This is a genomic window from Streptomyces sp. NPDC002176, assembly GCF_044903645.1.
GTDB lineage: Bacteria > Actinomycetota > Actinomycetes > Streptomycetales > Streptomycetaceae > Streptomyces.
This window is the reverse complement of the sequence record NZ_JBJDQW010000005.1, coordinates 239,426-255,959: the sequence shown is the minus strand read 5'-3', so window position 1 is coordinate 255,959 and position 16,534 is coordinate 239,426. Positions and strand designations below refer to the sequence as shown.

At 71.4% G+C, this 16,534-nt stretch carries 16 protein-coding genes and 1 tRNA gene; 8 read left to right on the top strand and 9 right to left on the bottom strand.

Annotation, left to right across the window (positions count from 1 at the left end; all coding sequences use genetic code 11):
* Window positions 1-175: 175 nt before the first annotated feature.
* The gene (locus tag ACI2LY_RS24005) at window positions 176-1,546 is read left to right on the top strand and encodes a phosphatase PAP2 family protein (protein ID WP_404708967.1); all 1,371 of its coding nucleotides are present in this window, start codon (window positions 176-178) and stop codon (window positions 1,544-1,546) included.
* Between the two features lie 46 nt (window positions 1,547-1,592).
* On the opposite strand, the gene ACI2LY_RS24000 is transcribed toward ACI2LY_RS24005, so the two are convergent.
* From ACI2LY_RS24000 to ACI2LY_RS23990, 3 genes are all read right to left on the bottom strand, one after another.
* On the bottom strand, window positions 1,593-4,658 hold the full coding sequence (locus tag ACI2LY_RS24000; protein WP_404708966.1) for an FG-GAP-like repeat-containing protein: 3,066 nt from the start codon (window positions 4,656-4,658) through the stop codon (window positions 1,593-1,595).
* Between the two features lie 88 nt (window positions 4,659-4,746).
* Window positions 4,747-5,505: a polysaccharide deacetylase family protein gene (locus ACI2LY_RS23995; protein WP_404708965.1), complete on the bottom strand. Its 759-nt coding sequence runs from the start codon at window positions 5,503-5,505 to the stop codon at window positions 4,747-4,749.
* A gap of 129 nt (window positions 5,506-5,634) precedes the next feature.
* On the bottom strand, window positions 5,635-6,165 hold the full coding sequence (locus ACI2LY_RS23990) for a DUF4232 domain-containing protein (RefSeq protein ID WP_404708964.1): 531 nt from the start codon (window positions 6,163-6,165) through the stop codon (window positions 5,635-5,637).
* Between the two features lie 241 nt (window positions 6,166-6,406).
* On the opposite strand from ACI2LY_RS23990, the gene ACI2LY_RS23985 reads away from it, so the two are divergent.
* Window positions 6,407-7,549 carry a helix-turn-helix domain-containing protein gene (locus ACI2LY_RS23985; protein WP_404708963.1) on the top strand — a complete coding sequence of 381 codons (1,143 nt, stop codon included), beginning with the start codon at window positions 6,407-6,409 and terminating at the stop codon, window positions 7,547-7,549.
* A gap of 16 nt (window positions 7,550-7,565) precedes the next feature.
* Here ACI2LY_RS23985 and ACI2LY_RS23980 read toward each other — a convergent pair whose 3' ends face one another.
* From ACI2LY_RS23980 to ACI2LY_RS23970, 3 genes are read right to left on the bottom strand one after another with little or no spacing between them, the layout of a single operon-like run.
* Complete coding sequence (locus tag ACI2LY_RS23980; RefSeq protein ID WP_404708962.1) at window positions 7,566-8,237, bottom strand: response regulator; 672 nt, start codon at window positions 8,235-8,237, stop codon at window positions 7,566-7,568.
* On the bottom strand, window positions 8,234-9,448 hold the full coding sequence (locus tag ACI2LY_RS23975) for a sensor histidine kinase (RefSeq protein ID WP_404708961.1): 1,215 nt from the start codon (window positions 9,446-9,448) through the stop codon (window positions 8,234-8,236). The genes ACI2LY_RS23980 and ACI2LY_RS23975 overlap by 4 nt, the downstream gene beginning before the upstream one ends.
* A gap of 5 nt (window positions 9,449-9,453) precedes the next feature.
* Window positions 9,454-11,649 carry an MMPL family transporter gene (locus ACI2LY_RS23970; RefSeq protein ID WP_404708960.1) on the bottom strand — a complete coding sequence of 732 codons (2,196 nt, stop codon included), beginning with the start codon at window positions 11,647-11,649 and terminating at the stop codon, window positions 9,454-9,456.
* Between the two features lie 132 nt (window positions 11,650-11,781).
* On the opposite strand from ACI2LY_RS23970, the gene ACI2LY_RS23965 reads away from it, so the two are divergent.
* On the top strand, window positions 11,782-12,048 hold the full coding sequence (locus ACI2LY_RS23965) for a CopG family transcriptional regulator (RefSeq protein ID WP_404708959.1): 267 nt from the start codon (window positions 11,782-11,784) through the stop codon (window positions 12,046-12,048).
* Entirely contained in the window at window positions 12,045-12,488 is a 444-nt protein-coding gene (locus ACI2LY_RS23960; RefSeq protein WP_404708958.1) for a PIN domain-containing protein, read from the top strand. Before ACI2LY_RS23965 ends, ACI2LY_RS23960 begins: the two co-directional genes overlap by 4 nt.
* A 94-nt stretch (window positions 12,489-12,582) precedes the next feature.
* Here the strand turns inward: ACI2LY_RS23960 and ACI2LY_RS23955 are convergent.
* A tRNA-Gly gene (locus ACI2LY_RS23955) sits at window positions 12,583-12,656 on the bottom strand.
* A gap of 218 nt (window positions 12,657-12,874) precedes the next feature.
* On the opposite strand from ACI2LY_RS23955, the gene ACI2LY_RS23950 reads away from it, so the two are divergent.
* From ACI2LY_RS23950 to ACI2LY_RS23940, 3 genes are all read left to right on the top strand, one after another.
* Window positions 12,875-13,033 (top strand): hypothetical protein, encoded by a 159-nt coding sequence (locus ACI2LY_RS23950; protein ID WP_389004004.1) that lies wholly within the window; start codon window positions 12,875-12,877, stop codon window positions 13,031-13,033.
* 82 nt (window positions 13,034-13,115) lie between these two features.
* Window positions 13,116-13,691 (top strand): dCTP deaminase, encoded by a 576-nt coding sequence (gene dcd / locus ACI2LY_RS23945; protein WP_404708957.1) that lies wholly within the window; start codon window positions 13,116-13,118, stop codon window positions 13,689-13,691.
* Window positions 13,692-13,704: 13 nt separating this feature from the next.
* The gene (locus ACI2LY_RS23940) at window positions 13,705-14,202 is read left to right on the top strand and encodes a phosphoribosyltransferase (RefSeq protein ID WP_393594093.1); all 498 of its coding nucleotides are present in this window, start codon (window positions 13,705-13,707) and stop codon (window positions 14,200-14,202) included.
* A gap of 69 nt (window positions 14,203-14,271) precedes the next feature.
* On the opposite strand, the gene ACI2LY_RS23935 is transcribed toward ACI2LY_RS23940, so the two are convergent.
* On the bottom strand, window positions 14,272-15,198 hold the full coding sequence (locus ACI2LY_RS23935) for a YIP1 family protein (RefSeq protein WP_404708956.1): 927 nt from the start codon (window positions 15,196-15,198) through the stop codon (window positions 14,272-14,274).
* Between the two features lie 169 nt (window positions 15,199-15,367).
* Here ACI2LY_RS23935 and ACI2LY_RS23930 point away from each other — a divergent pair, with 169 nt between their 5' ends.
* Window positions 15,368-15,694, top strand: coding sequence for an antibiotic biosynthesis monooxygenase family protein (locus ACI2LY_RS23930; RefSeq protein ID WP_389004011.1), 327 nt, complete (start codon window positions 15,368-15,370; stop codon window positions 15,692-15,694).
* Between the two features lie 69 nt (window positions 15,695-15,763).
* On the opposite strand, the gene ACI2LY_RS23925 is transcribed toward ACI2LY_RS23930, so the two are convergent.
* On the bottom strand, window positions 15,764-16,519 hold the full coding sequence (locus ACI2LY_RS23925) for a hypothetical protein (RefSeq protein WP_404708955.1): 756 nt from the start codon (window positions 16,517-16,519) through the stop codon (window positions 15,764-15,766).
* Window positions 16,520-16,534: the final 15 nt, after the last annotated feature.

The window sequence follows — 16,534 nt, the reverse complement described above, 5'->3', positions numbered from 1 at the left end:
GCGCGGCGCGGACGCCCCCCCCGGCCAGGGCCGCCGCGATCTCCGTGCGGTGCTGCCCTGCCCGGCATACCGACTCCGGGCAGGTGTCGATAAGTTGAACAGGACTTGGCCGATTCCGCGGCCGAATCGACCTCTATCCAACTGAATCAGGCAAAACGAGCAGAGATCGAGGCGCATGCTGTCACGGGGGAGTTCACGAATATCCGGCAGAACCGCGTCCGACGCGTGGAGCCGACCACGGACGGGACTCTGGGCCGTAGCGGGGGTGACGGTTCTCGGATTCCTCATCGCGCTGGAGCTGACCGCGCGCCACTACGGCCTGCCCGGTCCGCTCACCGTCCAGGCGGCGGAGCTGGTAGGGCGGCCCAAGTCGGCCGCCCTGCTGTACGCCGGTATGGCGCTGATGATGGTGGTGTTCACCTGGCGGCAGCGCTTCGTCGCCCTCGGGGCGGCCGTCGGCATCGACGTCGTACTCGCCCTGGGGCGCTGGGTGTTCGGGGTCGGGGGGACCGAGGGCTACCCCTTCGGCAACGGCGCGTTGTGGGTGCTGCTGGGCTGCGGGGTCATCGCCGTCACCCGGCGCACCGGCCGGGAACGCGCCCTGCTGCTGAAGGGCGTCGGCCTGGGCCTGCTGCTGGTGGCCGGGCGTAAGACGGGCGACACCTGGCTGCTGGTCACGGCGAAGTCCCGCCCGGAGGTGCTCGATCCGTACGTCGCGGTCGCCGATCACGCGCTGGGCAGCCCGTCGTGGGTGGTGGGCCGGGTCGTCGAGGCCACGGGCCCGGTCGGCGCCCAGCTGCTCCACGTGGTCTACGGCCAGCTCGCCGTGGCCGCGGTCGTCGTGTCCCTGTACCAGCTTCGCCATGTGGCGGCCGAGCGCCGCTTCCCGGGCCACCACCTGGTGCGCACGTTCCTGGTGATCGGCCTGCTCGGCCCGGCCATCTACATGATCTTCCCCGTGGTGGGCCCCGTCTTCGCCTACGGCACCGGTGCGTTCGGCACGGGCAACGAGCACTGGGCGGTCGCCGAACTGTGGCCGCACACCGCGCCGCCGGTCAGCGCTCCGCACGCGGTGGTGTACGACATGATCACGCCCCGCAACTGCATGCCCAGCCTGCACACGGCATGGGCCACCGCGATCTTCATCCACACCCGCCGGGCCTCACGCTTCCTGCGTTCCGCGGGAACGTTCTGGCTCGTGGCCACCCTCGTGGCGACCCTGGGATTCGGCTACCACTACGGCATCGACCTCATCGGCGGCGTGGTGTTCACGCTCACGATCGAGACGGCCCTGCGCGCCCTCGACCGCGGCTGGGACCGGTCGGCCGTCCGGCTGGTCGCCTACGGAGTGACGGTCTTCACCACGATCCTGCTCGCGGTCCGCTTCCTGCCGGTGGAGATGGCGAAGCACCCCTGGGTGGCGGGCTCCCTGCTCCTCCTGGCGCTGGGTTCCGTGATCCACGGCTACGTGCGGACCACCAGCCGCTGGGAGCCGGAGCCCGTGCCGCTGACCACACCGGTACGAACGGCAACGGCGACCCCGTGACGCCCGCGGACCGGCCCGGAAGCGGGCCGGTCCGGAACGGGCCCGGTCAGAACAGGCCCTTGTACGCCTGCCAGCCGGTGGCGATCCTGGTGCGGCCGCCGAAGGACCCCTTGCCGTTGCCGTTGTTGCGCCACACCGAGCCGGAGGAGTCGCGGGAGACGAGGTCGGCCCGGCCGTCGCCGGTGATGTCGCCGACGCCCACGACCGTGTCGTACGACGTGCCCCAGTCGTCGGCGACCTTCACCCGGCCCCTGAACTTGCCGCTGCCCGCGCCGCCGTAGCGCCACAGCTCGTTCGACCTGTCCTGCACCAGCAGGTCGCCGTGGCCGTCGCCGTCGAGGTCACCGGCGCCGACGATCTTCTTGTACCCCGTCCACCGGGACGCGATCTTCACCCGCGCGGACAGCTTGCCCGTGCTGGTCGCCGTGTAGAGGTAGACGTCGCCGGTCGAGGACTGGCGGGCGATCAGGTCGGCGCGGCCGTCACCGCTGACGTCGCCGGGCGAGGTCAGCACGTCGTACTGGTTCCAGCCCGTGCCGAGCGAGGTGGACGCGGTGGAGGGCTTCACCGCCGCCCCGCACGCGGGCCGGTAGGCGCGCAGCTCGCCGCCGGGGGAGCGCACGAGCAGGTCGTTGCACCGGTCACCGCTCAGGTCACCGAACGGCACCGCCTTGATCGAGGCCGACCAGCCCGAGCCCGAGGTCTTCGCCCCGAACGCGCCCGCGCCGTCGCCCCGGTGGAAGGTCAGCCCGCCCGTGGAGTTGAGCGTGAGCAGATCACCGGTGCCGTCGGACCCGATCTGGTCGCGCCGCACGGCGGCACCACCGGTCAGCCTCAGCGAGCCGGACGAGGTCGCCGCCGCGCCGCGACCGTCGGCCGGGACCACCGTCAGCGTCCAGGTGTACGTGCCGTTCGGTACGTACGCCCCCGAGGACGTCCTGCCGTTCCAGCTCGCGTGGACCGCGTCGGTCGCCGCGCCGCCGGACAGGGTGCGCACGGTGGCGCCGGTCGCCTTGTTCCGGAACGCCAGCGTCCATGACGCGGCCGGTCGCGACAGCCACCATGTGCCGTCCCACGCGGACGACGGGCTCACCAGACCGACCGAGGCGGCCGCCTTCGCGCCGAGGACCGCGAGGTCGGTGGCGGGCACACCGCCGCGTACGACGTGGATGTCCTGGGTGGCGGAATCCACGTAACCGACCAGGCCGGTGTACGGATCGACGTCCCACGGCCCGGCCTTGGCCGCCAGCGTCCGGCTCACCGCGGAACCACGGCTGACGTCGGTGAGGACCAGCGCCCCCGAACTCGGGTCGGGCGAGACCACGAAGCCGTCGCCCAGGCGGCTGTCCGCCGCCGCGGGTACGGCGACCAGCGTCTTCCCGCGCGTGTCGTACACGACGGCCTTCCGCGCACTGCCGCCCTGGGGAAGGTCGCACGTGCCGGACCAGTACACCCAGCGTCCCACCGCTTCGACGTTCCCCGTGGCACAACCGGCGGGTGCGTGGAACGACGTGATCGCGGTGCCCGATCGCACCTCGGTGGCCGTCACGGTGCCGTCACCGGTCGCCGTCCACAGCGTCTCGCCCCACAGGGCGACGGAGGTCGACCGGGCGGCCGCGCCCGTGAAGGTGCGGACGGGTTTCCCGGTGTCCAGGTCGACCACGCTGAGGCCGTCGCCCTGCGGTGTGGGCCCGGTCCAGGCGGCGTACCGGCCCGCGGCGCCCGCGAGGTCGTCGTTGTCCCGCAGCCCGGAGGCCAGCACGGTGCCGGGGAGGGACGTGCCCCGCTCCAGGACGGATACGTCCCCGAGCGCGTCCAGCGTCACCGCCCGGCCGTCACCCGTGCCCAGCAGGGTCGGACAGCTCCCGCTGTCCCCGTCCAGCACCCCGCAGTGCCAGGTCTTGCCCCGGTCCGTGCGCGGCCCCGCCGCCAGGGTCCCGACCGTGGTCAGCGAGCGGCTGTACAGATGCGTCGCGCCGTCGCCCGACTCGTACGTCAGCAGCTCACCGCCGCTCAGGTCGAGCGACTCGACGCCCATGGGCCTGGGCGGGACGTCCACGATCCGGCGCACCCCGGGCAGACCGTCGGGGCCCGCTTCGATCCGGGCGATGCCGTAGTCCTCGGCGGACTCCCCGCCGGTGACGACCAGGCCGCCGTCGGGGGCGGTGAGGAAGGTGGCGGCCGCCCGCTTCAGCAGGGGCCGGGCCGCGGAGCCGTCGAAGGGCACCGCGGTCACGTCCGTGAGGCCGGTGCCGTCCCGCCGTCCCGTGACGACCGCGTCACCGACGATACCGAGGAGCTGGATGTTGGCGACGCGGAGCACCCTGACCTCGCGCACGGGCGTGTCCCAGGCACCGGGAGTGTAGACGCGCACCTGTGTCGGGCCGTTCCACGCGGCCAGGTATCCCGGCCCCACCACGGTGTCCGTGCTCGCCAGCTCCGGCGGGAGAATCGTGGCGGCCCCGGTCTCCGGGTCCACCCACGCGGCCCGCAAGGTCCGGTCCTCCGGGCCGTAGAACCTGACGACGATGCCGGAGGCGGAACCCTCGGGAAGGAAGGGGAAGTCCGACCCCTCCGGGAGCCCGGTGACGGGTCTGGTCACCGTGCCGCCGTTCCCGGCGCGCAGCAGGGAGAGCTCGGTCCGGTCGGTGCCCGTCAGGCTGTAGGCCAGCACGGTACGCCCGTACGTCTGCAGGTAGTACTGGTCCGCCGGGAGCGTCACGGTCTCCGTGGCGCCGGTTCCCATGTCCCGGAGCAGGACCTGCCCGCCGCCGCGCTGGTCGGGCGGAAGGGCCACGACGTCCGAGCCGGTGCCGTGGTAGCCCGCACCGCGGGACTGCTGCTTCTCGCCGCCCTCCACCGGCTCACCGCTGCCGTCGTAGCCGATCCACCAGAGCCCCGAGCCCTGCGCGCCGGTCCGGTACTGCAGGAAGCCGGAGGCCCCCGCGCTCTCCAGGTACACCTTGCGCGGAGTCGTCCGCATCGTCGCCGGCAGAACGATCTCCGGCGTGCCCTCCGCGTACGCGGGCGCCGTCACCGTCACGGCGGACGCCGAGAGCGCCAGACCGATGACGACGGCCACGGAGCCGTGCGCGAACCTACGACGAGTCACTTGCCACCCCTCCCCTGCGGAGGGCCCCATCCCCCCGAACAAGCGGGCGGATAGTAGCAGTTGACCGAGGTGAGCGCCGCTGCCGGGCTCAGCGCACGGGGAAGCCGAAGGAGTAGCCCTGCTGCTTGAGTTCGGGGAGCACGCGGCGCAGTGCCGCGACCGTCTGGGAGCGGTCGCCGCCCGCGTCGTGGAACAACAGGGTCGGCCCGTTGGGGAGTTCGCGCTCGACGGTGGCGACGATGGCGTCCGTGCCCGGCAGTTCGAAGTCCTTGGTGTCCACGTTCCAGCCCAGCGGGCGCATGCCCCGCGACGCGGCGAGCTTGCGGCTCTCGGGGGTGAAGGCACCGCCGGGGGCCCGGTAGTACATCGGCCGTACGCCTCCGGACGCCTCGGTGATCATGCGTTCGGCGTCGAGGATCTGCTGCGACTGGTAGGCCACGGACTTCTTGTCCATGCCGGTGTCGTGCGACACCGTGTGGTCGCACAGCCGGTGCCCGGCCGCGACGACCTGCTTCACCAGGTCGGGGTGGGCCTGCGCCTGGGTCCCCACCATGCAGAAGGTGGCCTTCACCCCGTACTCCTGCAATACGGCGAGCACTTGGGGGGTCCAGGTGGGGTCGGGGCCGTCGTCGATGGTGATGTTGACGCCGCGCGCGCCCTTGTCCGAGGCGTGCGCGATGGTCACGTCGACCGGCTTGACGCTGCTCGTCGCCGCCTTCGGCGCGGGCTTGCCCGAGGTGTCGGCCTGCGCGGTCCATATGGAGGCCCCGACGGCGAGCATCGTCACCCCGAGCGCCGCCCCGACCACCTTGCCGTACCAGCCCCGCGTCCCGTTGTGCCGCGCCATGTCCGCCCCCGCTCTCGCCCACCGAACCCCGGCCGCGTCGCGACCACTTGTGAGGACGGCGGACGGGAGCGGGGGGATGCGCGTGTTACCGATCACGGACGATTCCGGGGGAGTTCACGGACAACCTCGCTACCAGGCACGGGCGTCGGCCGCGTTGTCCTGCCAGTACGTCACGGAGGCGGCGCTGTTGAAGTAGACACCGCCGTTCGGCAGGTTCAGCGTCTTCTCCTTACCGGTCCCGTTCGCCTTCCTGTCGGTGAAGGACACCCCCAGGGTCTTCTCGGTGGCGCCGCCCTCGCCGTCGGGGGAGTACGTCAGGATGCCCGCGTAAGCCGACTGGCCGGGCTTGAGCGTCACCACGGCCTGCGGCTTGCTCTCCTCGAACCGGGCCAGCGGGGCCTGGGCGTCGGCTCCGGCCCGCAGGACGGGGGCGTAGTAGGCGTCGCAGGTCGTGGTGCCGGTGTTGGTGGCCTTGAGCAGCAGGTGGTTGATCGGACGGGGCGCCTCGGTGACGGTCAGCTTGGTGTTCGCCGTGGTGCAGGTGGTCGTCGTGGTCGCGGCGGTCGCCGTGCCGACCTGGACGCCGACGAGGGCGAGTGCGGCGACGGCCACCAGGGCGGAGGCGGTGGCGCGGGACGTGGAAAGAGTGGCGATACGCATGAGTGGACTGCCTTGTCTGTAAGGGAGTTGCGCTTCCCTGAACGCGACGCGCGGGGGAAGCGGGAGCCGAGCGGGGCCGTCACCGTGTCCGGTGGGTCGCCGTGCTTGGATGGCCCAAGCCTGTGCCACGGGGTGTCCCGGCCGCCATTCCATCGGGATTTTCGGGACGCTGGGATGCCCGCACCGGCTCTGAACTGGGGAAACGTGACCTCCCTGGGATGCCGAACGGAATGGGGAACGCGTGGGGGCGGCTGAGGAGATCGCGGAATTCGCCGCGCTGTTAAGCGAGTTGAAGCAGCGCTCCGGGCTGAGTTACGAGGGCCTGGCGAAGCGCGCGCACATGAGCACCTCCACGCTGCACCGGTACTGCCGAGGGGACGGAGTACCGGCCGACTACGCGGCCGTCTCCCGCCTCGCCCGGCTGTGCGGGGCTACCCCCGACGAGCTGGTGGAGCTGCACCGGCGCTGGGTCCTGGCGGACGCGGCACGGGAGCGCGGCAGGCGAGCGGCGGCGGTCCCGGCACCGGAGCCCGCGGACGACAGGCCCGGCACGGACCCGCGCCCGGCGCAGCCGCCGAGCACGCCCGTCGCTCCTCCCGTCCCGGTCGCCGATCAGCCGCCGGAGGAGGCCGCCGTCGGCCGCCGGACCGCTCGCGGGCGGTGGGCCCTGGTCGCGGCCGCCGTAGCCGCCGTCGTCGCGGTGGCCACCGCGCTCACGGTCGACCAGGACGCCGACCCGTCAACTCCCTTTGCTGCCAAGGCACCCGCCCAGGACGGCGCCGGGACCCCGCTCACCGTGAGCACCCGCACCTACGGCTGGGACGACCCGCAGTGCGAGGGGAAGTACCTGATCGACCGGCCTCCCGCCGAGGTCGCGCCGCCGGTGATGGGGCAGTACCTGCCGGGCTGGGTGACGGCACACCGCGCCGTCGCCGCCGACGAACAGCGGGTGGCGCTGACCGTCCAGGGCACCGGGGACGAGACCGTCGTCATCGAGTCCATGCACGTCGGCGTGGTGGACGCGAGCCCGCCGCCGACCTGGAACGCGTATCTGGGGTCGTCGGGCTGCGGCGGAGGGGTGGAGACGCGGTCGTTCGACACGGACCTCGACGCCGGTCACCCCGTCATCCGGCCGAAGGCCGGCCAGCGCGGCTTCCCCTACAAGGTCAGCCGGTCCGACCCCGAGGTCCTCTACATCACCGCCCACGCCGACACCCGCGACGTGAAGTGGTACGTGGACCTCGAATGGAACAGCGGCGGCCGCCAGGGCACCCTCCGCATCAGCGACCACGGCACCCCGTTCCGCACGAGCGGGAGCCGGGGGCGTCCGGTGTACGAGTACCTGCTGGGCGGCACCCACTGGTACCGGACGGCCGGGGACTGACCGACCGGCCGCCCCGTCACCGCTGCTCCCCCCTCCCGGACCCCCTGGGCAGCACCCCTCTCTCCATCGCCACCACCACCGCCCGCGTCCGGTCGTTCACGTCGAGCTTGGCGAAGAGGCGGAGGAGGTGGGTCTTGACCGTGGCTTCGGCGATGACGAGCCGCCGCCCGATCTCCGCGTTGGTCAGGCCGTCCGCCACCGCGTTCAGGACGTCCGTCTCGCGGGCTGTCAGCGGGGCCTGGGCGGGCTGCCGCATCCGGGCGACGAGCCGTTCGGCCACCCGGGGCGCCAGCACCGTCTCCCCGCGGGCCGCGGCGTGGATCGCGTCGGCCAGCTGCTCACGGCTGGTGTCCTTGAGGAGGTAGCCGATGGCCCCGGCCTCCACCCCGCGCTCGATCTCCGCGTCGGTGTCGTACGTCGTCAGGATCAGCACCCGGGTGCGGGGAAAGCGCGCCACGATCTCGGTCGTGGTGGCCACTCCGTCGAGTACCGGCATCCGCAGGTCGACCAGGGCGACATCGGGCTCGTACCGTGCGACGAGTTCGAGGGCGGCCCGGCCGTCGGCCGCCTCGCCGACGATCTCGATGCCGGTCCCGGTGCCGGTCCCGGTGCCGAGGAGGGCCACGACTCCGGCACGCATGACGGTGTGGTCGTCCACGACGATGACGCGGACCCGCTCGCCGGTCACGCCCGCACCCCGCTCTCGCCGTCAGCCGGGGCGGCCATGGGAAGCAGCGCCAGTACGCGTGTCCCGTCGCCCACCGAACTCGTCACCGTCAGCCTCCCGCCCAGCTCCGCCAGCCGTTTGCGCATCCCGTCAAGGCCGAAGCCCACCGACTCCTCCACCACGAAACCGGTCCCGTCGTCGGTGATCTCCAGTTCCACCCCGTACGCCTGCCGGGCCAGGACCACGCCCACCGTGGACGCCTGCGCGTGCTTGCGTACGTTGGCCAGCGACTCCTGGGTGCAGCGCAGCAGGGCGATCCGGGTCTGCTGATCGCACACCGGGTCCGCCAGCTCCGCCTCGACGGTGAGACCGGTGTCCTCCGCGAACCGGTCCAGCGTCCGACGCAGCGTCTGCGCCAGCGAACCGGACGCCGACCGGCCCGGCCGGTCCGCCGAGCCGACCAGCTCCCTCGCCTCGGCCAGGTTCTCCCGCGCCGTGCGCTCGATCGACCGCAACTGCTGTGCGCTGCTGGCGGGTTCGGTACCCAGTCCCGCCCGGGCCGCCTCCGCGAGCACGATGATGGAGGCGAAGCCCTGCGCGAGCGTGTCGTGGATGTCCCGCGCCATCCGCTCCCGCTCGTCCGCCGCCCCCTGCCGCTGGTGCGCCTCGGACAGCTGGGCCTGGGTCCGCTCCAACTCGACGATGAGCCGCGCCCGTTCGGTGCTCTGCGCCACCACCGAGTGCGCCCACAGCCCGATCAGCACCCCCACGGCGACGACGATCACCGTGGACACGAGTGTCTCGGTGAAGAACTCGACCGACCAGCCGTCCTGCCGCAGCACGGTCCCGGCCAGGGTGCCGGCCGTGGCGAGCCCGAGGAACGCCATCGACGCCCTCGGTGTCCTGCCGAACATCCAGTAGTGCGGCAGCGTGACCATGAACAGCGCCGCGTAGTTGCCGCGCAGATACGCCAGCCCGCCCACCGCCACCGCCAGCACCGAGAGGTAGACGTGCGGTCGTACGACGACGTTGTGCGGGAAGCGGTCGAGGACCGCGTAACACAGCACCACGCTGCCGAGCAGGGCGAGCGCCGCGTACTTGCTCCCGCCGGGCCGGTCGATGGCGGCGAGGCCGACGGCCATCACGGCGAACAGCACCCAGCACACCATGTTCCAGCGGCGCAGCGACGTGGCCCAGAAGGCGTCGGCGGTGGGCCCGACGAGAGCGGTCATACCGATCAACGTACGTCGACCGCCGAAGGCCGGGCGGCCCCTTTTTCCGCCACGTCCGCCGCATCCGCCACCGGACGCGGGCGGCCGGGCCACCAACTCGCCTCGCCCAGCAGCAGCATCGCCGAGGGCAGCACCATGACCCGGACCAGGAAGGCGTCGAGCAGCACGGCCGTCGCCAGGACGAAGCCGATCTGCTTCATCTCGATGATGTGCAGGAAGACGAAGCTCGCGAAGACGGTCGTCATCACGACCGCGGCACTGGTCACCACGCTCGCCGAGCTGCGGATGCCGTCGAGCACCGCCTGTCGGGTGGGGACACCCGCGAGCACGGCCTCCCTGATCCGGCTCACCACGAACACCTGGTAGTCCATGGAGAGTCCGAAGAGGATCACGAAGAGGAAGAGCGGGACGCGCGAGCCGATCGACCCCGTGGAGTGGAAGTCCAGCAGCCCTTCGGCCCAGGTCTTCTGGAAGACCAGGACGAGCAGCCCCAGTGCGGCCGCCGCCGACAGCAGGTTCAGCACGACACCGATCAGGCCGAGCACCACCGAGCGGAAGGCGTACACGGTCATCGCGAAGGTCACCAGGAGCAACGCGCCCAGGACCAGGGGGAGTTTGCCGTTCTGATGGGCGGGATAGTCGGCGTAGCGGGCGACATCACCGCTCACCCCGTACTCCGCGCCGTCGATCCGGCCCACGGTGTCCGGCAGGAAGTCGTGGCGCAGGCGGTCGAGGGAGTCGTACGCCTGGTCGGAGTTGCCCAGGTACGGGACCTTCAGCTCCAGGACGCTGGTCCGGTGGTCGGCGGACGTCCGGACCGGCGAGGCTCCGGCGAACAGCGGGTCGGCGTCGGCCCGTCGGGCCACCTCACGCAGGGCCGAGCCCGCCTCGGCGGCGTGCGAGGCGTCGGTGCGTACGACGACCTGATGGGTCACCCGCTGCTCCGGGAAAGCCTCGTTGAGCCGGTCGTACACCCGCATGGCGGGGATGGCGCGGGAGTGGGTGTCCCGGCTCATCTCGGTGATCCTCAGTCCGGCCAGCGGCGCGGCGAGCGCGAGCAGACCGAGGACGGAGACGCACAGGGTGGCCAGCGGATGCCGGACGGCGGGCCGCAGCAGCGCGGACCACAGCCACCCACCGCCCTGGCCCCGCACGGGCTTGCCTCGCCGGGCCCGCCGAGCCGCCGTACGCTCCGTCCGCTGCCCGAGCTTGACCAGGAGCGCGGGCAGCGCCGTGAGCGAACTGGCCACCGCGACCAGGACGACCACGATGGTGCCGGTCGCCAGGGAGGAGAAGATCACGTCGGAGGCCAGATACAGCGTCGCGGTGGAGGCGACGACCGCGAACCCGGACACCACGACCGCCCGCCCCGAGGTCGCGGCCGCGAGTTCCACCAACGCCTCGGAGCTGAGCCGACCACCGGAACGGGCCCGCTCCTCGCGCTCACGCTTGAGATAGAACAACGTGTAGTCGACGCCGACCGCGAGGCCGATCATCAGGATGACGTTCGTGCCGACCCCGGCGTCGGGGGAGACGTGCGAGGCGACCATGGAGAGCCCGATCGCCGCGGCGATCGACGACAGCGCCAGGAGCAGCGGCACCCCGGCCATGGTGACCGACCCGAACACGACCAGGAGGGTGATCAGCGTGACCGGAAGGGTGATCGCCTCGGAGAGCGCCAGATCGTCACCGCGCTGCTGGTCGACTCCCTTGCTGATGGACGGACTGCCGGTCTCCTGAAGTAGCAGGCCGGGATGGGCCGTCTGCACCCGCGCGGTCTGCTCCGTGACCGCCCCGACCTTGTCCTTGGCATCCCGCTCCTCCCCCTCGAGCGCCACCTCGACCATGAGGATCTCGCCGTCGTCGGAGAGCCGCGGGGCGGCCACACCGGCGACGTCGGGCAGCCGTTCCATCCGAACGGTGAGGTCTCGCGCGGCGACCCGCGCCGCGTCGCGGTCGAGCGCGCCCGACTTCGCGGAGATCAGCACCTGCTCGGTGGACCTGCGCTCCAGGTGCCCTTCGGCGGCCAACGCCTCGGCCCGCCCGGCCTCACCGACCCGGTAGTCCGCCGTCTTGGCGCCGTTCGTCCCGACGACACCGCCGACCCCGAGACACAGCACCACGAACACCAGCCAGCCGATGATCGCCCGCCACGGATGTCTCGCACTCCAGCGCGCCATGCGCACAGTGAATGAACCCATGCCCAAAAGCCTCGCCGAGCAGGGCGCTTACCGGACAGAGGCGGTCGGTTGAACCTGGCGTCCACCGGTCGGTGGACACCAACGCAAATGTGCTGGGATACATCAATCCGGTACATGGACTACGCTTGGTACATGTCCATGAAGCGCACCAACGTCTACGCCGACCCCGAGGACCTGGCCATCATCAAGGAGGCCGCCAAGCGCCGGGGTATAAGCGAGGCCGAGATCATTCGTCAGGGCATTCACCTGGCGGCCATGGCCAACCGCGTCTGGGACGAGCCGTTGTTCTCGCGCACCTTCGAGGGGCCGGGGCGGACGCTGCCCAAGTCGGAGGTCCGCGACACGGTCGCCGAGGCCGTCCGGCGTGGGACCGGCTCGAGTTCCGGATCCGCCGCGTGATCATTGTCATCGCCGATACGTCCGGCCTTCTGGCCGCCCTGGACTCGGTTCACCCGGAACACCGGGCGGCGAACGAGGCGATCATGGCGGCGGGTCTGCTGGTCATGTCTCCGCTCCTGCTGGCCGAACTGGATCACGTCGCGACGCGTGAGCTCGGCAGGGAGGCTGCCCTCAGCGCGGTCGACGACCTGCGGCGCTGGATGAGCCGGGGGCGTGTGATCCTGCCGGAGATCACGGAGGACCACCTGGCTGCCGCCCAATCTGTCCGTGCTCGCTACCGGGCGCTGAACCTCGACCTCGCCGACGCGGTGAACGTGGCGCTTGCCGCCGACTACGACACGGACGCGATTCTCACCCTGGACCGGCGAGACTTCCGCGCCGTACGCCCGTTGGACCGCCACAAGGCGTTCCGGGTGCTCCCCGACGACCTCCCGCTCTGACGCGGGTCCCTCGGGGGTTCAAGTGCCCGCTTCCGCAACGGGCTTGTGCACCGAATATGAAACAAGCCCCAGGCCGTCGGCCTGAGGCTTCTCATGGAGCGGGTGACGAGAATCGAACTCGCGCTCTCAGCTTGGGAAGCTGATGTTCTACCATTAAACTACACCCGCGCAATACGGACATATCGACCGAGGTGCAGTCGATGTCCGAACGCCCGCTCACTGTACCCCATGGCCGAGCAGGGGAGGGGTGGGCCGGGGGTACGGTGGGGGCGTCGGGCGCCCCGGAGTGCCGCATGGGAGGTCGTCTCTTTCATCCCGTAATGTGCCTTTCGGCGTCGGGGTAGCGAGCCCGACGCGGCTCCTGGGGAAGGGACTTGAGGGACTTGATGGAACGCACCGTCGTCCGCTGCGCGGACGGGCACGTCTTCAGCGCCGCTTCGTTCCCGATGCAGCAGGCCGAGCGGCTCGGCCCCGGTCGGCTGGTCCGGTGTCCGCGCTGCGCCCGGCTGCGCAGCGTGGTGCCGGTCACCCTGCTGAAGCGGTAGGCACACCAGTACAGCACCAGTACCAGGGGCGCGGACTCGTCGCGATTGTCGGCGGTCCGCGCCCCTTGCGTATCCTCGGGACGTGCTTCTCTCAGACAAGGACATCCGGGCCGAGATCGACGCCGGGCGGGTCCGGATCGATCCCTTCGACGAATCCATGGTTCAGCCCTCGAGCATCGACGTACGGCTGGACCGCTACTTCCGGGTGTTCGAGAACCACCGGTACCCGCACATCGACCCCTCGGTCGAGCAGGTGGACCTCACCCGGCGCGTGGAGCCCGAGGGCGACGAGCCGTTCATCCTGCACCCCGGTGAGTTCGTGCTGGCGAGCACGTACGAGGTCATCTCGCTCCCCGACGACCTCGCCTCCCGCCTGGAGGGCAAGAGCTCGCTCGGTCGGCTCGGCCTGGTCACGCACTCCACCGCCGGGTTCATCGACCCCGGGTTCAGCGGTCACGTGACCCTGGAGCTGTCCAACCTCGCCACCCTGCCGATCAAGCTCTGGCCCGGTATGAAGATCGGCCAGCTGTGCATGTTCCGGCTGTCCTCGCCCGCCGAGCACCCCTACGGCAGCGAGCGCTACGGCTCCCGCTACCAGGGCCAGCGCGGCCCGACCGCCTCGCGGTCCTTCCTGAACTTCCACCGGACCCAGGTATGAGGACGAAGAAGATATGAGTGACGTGCGGGAGAACCTCACCTACGAGCGCTTCGGCACGGCCGTCCGCGAGCTGGCGCAGACCATCGCGGACGACGGCTACGAGCCCGACATCGTGCTCAGCATCGCGCGCGGCGGCGTCTTCGTCGCCGGCGGCCTGGCCTACGCCCTGGACTGCAAGAACATCCACCTGGTGAATGTCGAGTTCTATACCGGTGTCGGCACCACGCTGGACATGCCGGTGATGCTGGCGCCCGTCCCGGCCGCGATCGACTTCTCCGACAAGAAGGTGCTCATCACCGACGACGTCGCCGACACCGGCAAGACGCTCAAGCTGGTGCGCGACTTCTGCCTCGACACCGTCGCCGAGGTCCGCTCCGCCGTCATCTACGAGAAGTCCCACTCCCTGGTGAAGTGCGAGTACGTCTGGAAGCGCACCGAGGACTGGATCAACTTCCCGTGGAGCGTCGAGCCGCCCGTCGTACGCCGGACCGGGCAGGTACTGGACGCCTGAGCGCGGACCCGTGCAACGAAAAGGGCCCCCGGAGCGGCAAGCTCCGGGGGCCCTTCTCGCAGCAACGGCTCAGAACGTCCCCAGCTTCACGATCGACAGCAGCGCGATCAGCTGGATCGCGGACGCGCCCAGCGCCTTCGGCCAGGGCAGGTCGTGGGAGCGGGAGACCATCAGGGTGAGCAGCGCGCCCGCGGCGAGCCAGGTGATCCAGCCGATGACCTTGACGAAGCTCGCGTCGCCTCCGGCGAACATGGCGACGACCAGACGCGGGGCGTCCGTCAGCGACATGATCAGCATGGACAGGCCGACCGTGGGCTGCCAGGCGCCGTCGCCGCCGAGCTGGCGGGCCAGGGTGTGGGTGACCACGCCCAGGATGAACGCGCTCAGCACGATCGTCACCGCCGTGACCAGCACGATCGGGATCGCGTTGGTGAGCGTCGCGCCGATCACGTCCGCGCGGGCGCCGTCGAAGCCGAAGACGGCGAGCAGGCCGTAGAGGAACGTCACGATCAGGGCCGGGCCCCACATCGTGTAGTCCCGCATGCGCAGGAAGGTCGGGTTCGGGGAGAGGACGATCCCCTTCAGCAGGTCCTTCCAGTGCAGCGGCGGTCCGGACGGGCCCGCCGGGGCGGCCGAGCCCGCGTGGTAGGTCTCGCCCTGGTTGTAGGCGGACGCCTCGTCGACGGAGAACGCCTGGGTGTGGCCCGGCTGGTTCGCCGCGTACGGGTCGTGTCCGCCGCCGTGGGGCGCGTGTCCGTGGTCGCCGAAGTACTCCGGGCCGTCGTCCACCGGCCCCGGGTACCCGTAGCCCTGCTGCCCCTGCGGGTGCCCCGGACGGGGGTAGCCCTGCTGGCCCTGCGGGTAGCCGTAGCCGGGCCCCCGCTGCCCGTGGTGCGGGGCCTGGCCGCCGTACGACGGTCCCTGGGGCGCGTGCGTCTGCTGTCCTTGCGCGGTGCGGTTGTCCCGGTCCCCGCGTCCCATCCTGAATCCAGCCACCCGTCGAACGTACCTGCTCCCGGCCGCCCGCGTGTCGGAGCCGGGGGGTCGGGCCCGGCATTGCGGCCATCCTGTGACATCCCCTAAGGGACCGTCAGGGAGAAGACCAGGGGCGGCCGGGGGTTTGGGTGAGGGCGCGATCGTAAGACGGTGGGGGCAGGATGGGGGCATGAGCGTAGTGAAGATCAATGTGCTGACCGTTCCCGACGAGCAGCGGGAGATGCTGGAGAAGCGCTTCGCCTCGCGGGCGCACGCCGTGGAGAACTCCGACGGCTTCGAGTGGTTCGAGCTGCTGCGGCCGGTGGAGGGCACCGAGCAGTACCTCGTCTACACCCGCTGGCGTGACGAGGAGTCGTTCCAGGCGTGGATGGAGGGTCCGATGAAGGCCGCCCACCAGGGCGGCGGCGAGGGCGGCGAGCGGCCGAAGCCCGCGGCCAGCGGCTCCACCCTGTGGTCCTTCGACGTGGTCCAGCAGGCCGCCCCCAAGAGCGTCTGACCTCGCGCACGCGACGGCGCCCCCGCTCCCGGACCCGGGACGGGGGCGCCGTCGCGTGCGCGCCTGACGTCAGGCGCGGCGGACCCGCACTCCACCGGCCTCGAAGTCGTAGATGTTCCGGTTGACGCGCAGGCCGTCCACCGCTCCGGCCCAGAGGTGGTCGCGGCCCTTGCCGACCGCGGCCGTGTAGATGAGCGGAGCCGCGCCGCCGTCGTTCAGTGACGCCTTGACCTGGGCGAAGGTGCAGGGGGCGGCCTGGGTGCAGGCGGTCTCGCCGCCGGTGAGGAACCAGGTGCCGGTCGTGGTGGCGTCCAGGTAGCCGCTCCAGCGGTTGGTGGTGGTGACCGGGCCGGGGACCCACACCAGCGTGGAGTAGGTGTCACCGGGGTGGGCGGCGACGTTCGGGTTGATCTCGAACTTGATGTTGGGCAGGTTCCGGTCGCCGCCGTACGTGACGTTCTCGCCGGTCTGGAAGACGCGGAAGCCGACCTGGGTGAGGCCGAGCACCGGGTCGCCGTAGAAGTCGACCTCGTTGCCGAAGTCCACCTTCTCGCTGGGCGGGGTCAGCGAGGTGGAGTCGTCCGCCACCTCGATGCCGAGGCTGCCGGTGCCGAAGGGCGGCCGGGCGGCGGCGCCGGTGACGCCGAACGACCCGTAGGGGCCTTCCCGGAGGGCGGCCACCGGCGAGCCGATGGTGTTGCGGGTGATGACGCCCCAGTGGTCCGCGCCGCTGGTGCCCCCGCCCGCGGCCGAGGCCGGTACCTGGAGGGCCGTGGCGGCGACGGCGGACAGTGCGGCGATCGTGAGCGCCTTTGCGCGGCTCACGCCAAAGCGAGCTTT

Excerpts from the sequence above, each read along its gene's own strand:
- ACI2LY_RS24005 (WP_404708967.1), top strand. The coding sequence starts at position 176 with ATGCTGTCACGGGGGAGTTCACGAATATCCGGCAGAACCGCGTCCGAC.
- ACI2LY_RS23995 (WP_404708965.1), bottom strand. The coding sequence starts at position 5,505 with ATGGCGCGGCACAACGGGACGCGGGGCTGGTACGGCAAGGTGGTCGGG.
- ACI2LY_RS23990 (WP_404708964.1), bottom strand. The coding sequence starts at position 6,165 with ATGCGTATCGCCACTCTTTCCACGTCCCGCGCCACCGCCTCCGCCCTG.
- ACI2LY_RS23975 (WP_404708961.1), bottom strand. The coding sequence starts at position 9,448 with ATGACCGCTCTCGTCGGGCCCACCGCCGACGCCTTCTGGGCCACGTCG.
- ACI2LY_RS23970 (WP_404708960.1), bottom strand. The coding sequence starts at position 11,649 with ATGGGTTCATTCACTGTGCGCATGGCGCGCTGGAGTGCGAGACATCCG.
- ACI2LY_RS23965 (WP_404708959.1), top strand. The coding sequence starts at position 11,782 with ATGTCCATGAAGCGCACCAACGTCTACGCCGACCCCGAGGACCTGGCC.
- ACI2LY_RS23950 (WP_389004004.1), top strand. The coding sequence starts at position 12,875 with ATGGAACGCACCGTCGTCCGCTGCGCGGACGGGCACGTCTTCAGCGCC.
- ACI2LY_RS23940 (WP_393594093.1), top strand. The coding sequence starts at position 13,705 with ATGAGTGACGTGCGGGAGAACCTCACCTACGAGCGCTTCGGCACGGCC.
- ACI2LY_RS23930 (WP_389004011.1), top strand. The coding sequence starts at position 15,368 with ATGAGCGTAGTGAAGATCAATGTGCTGACCGTTCCCGACGAGCAGCGG.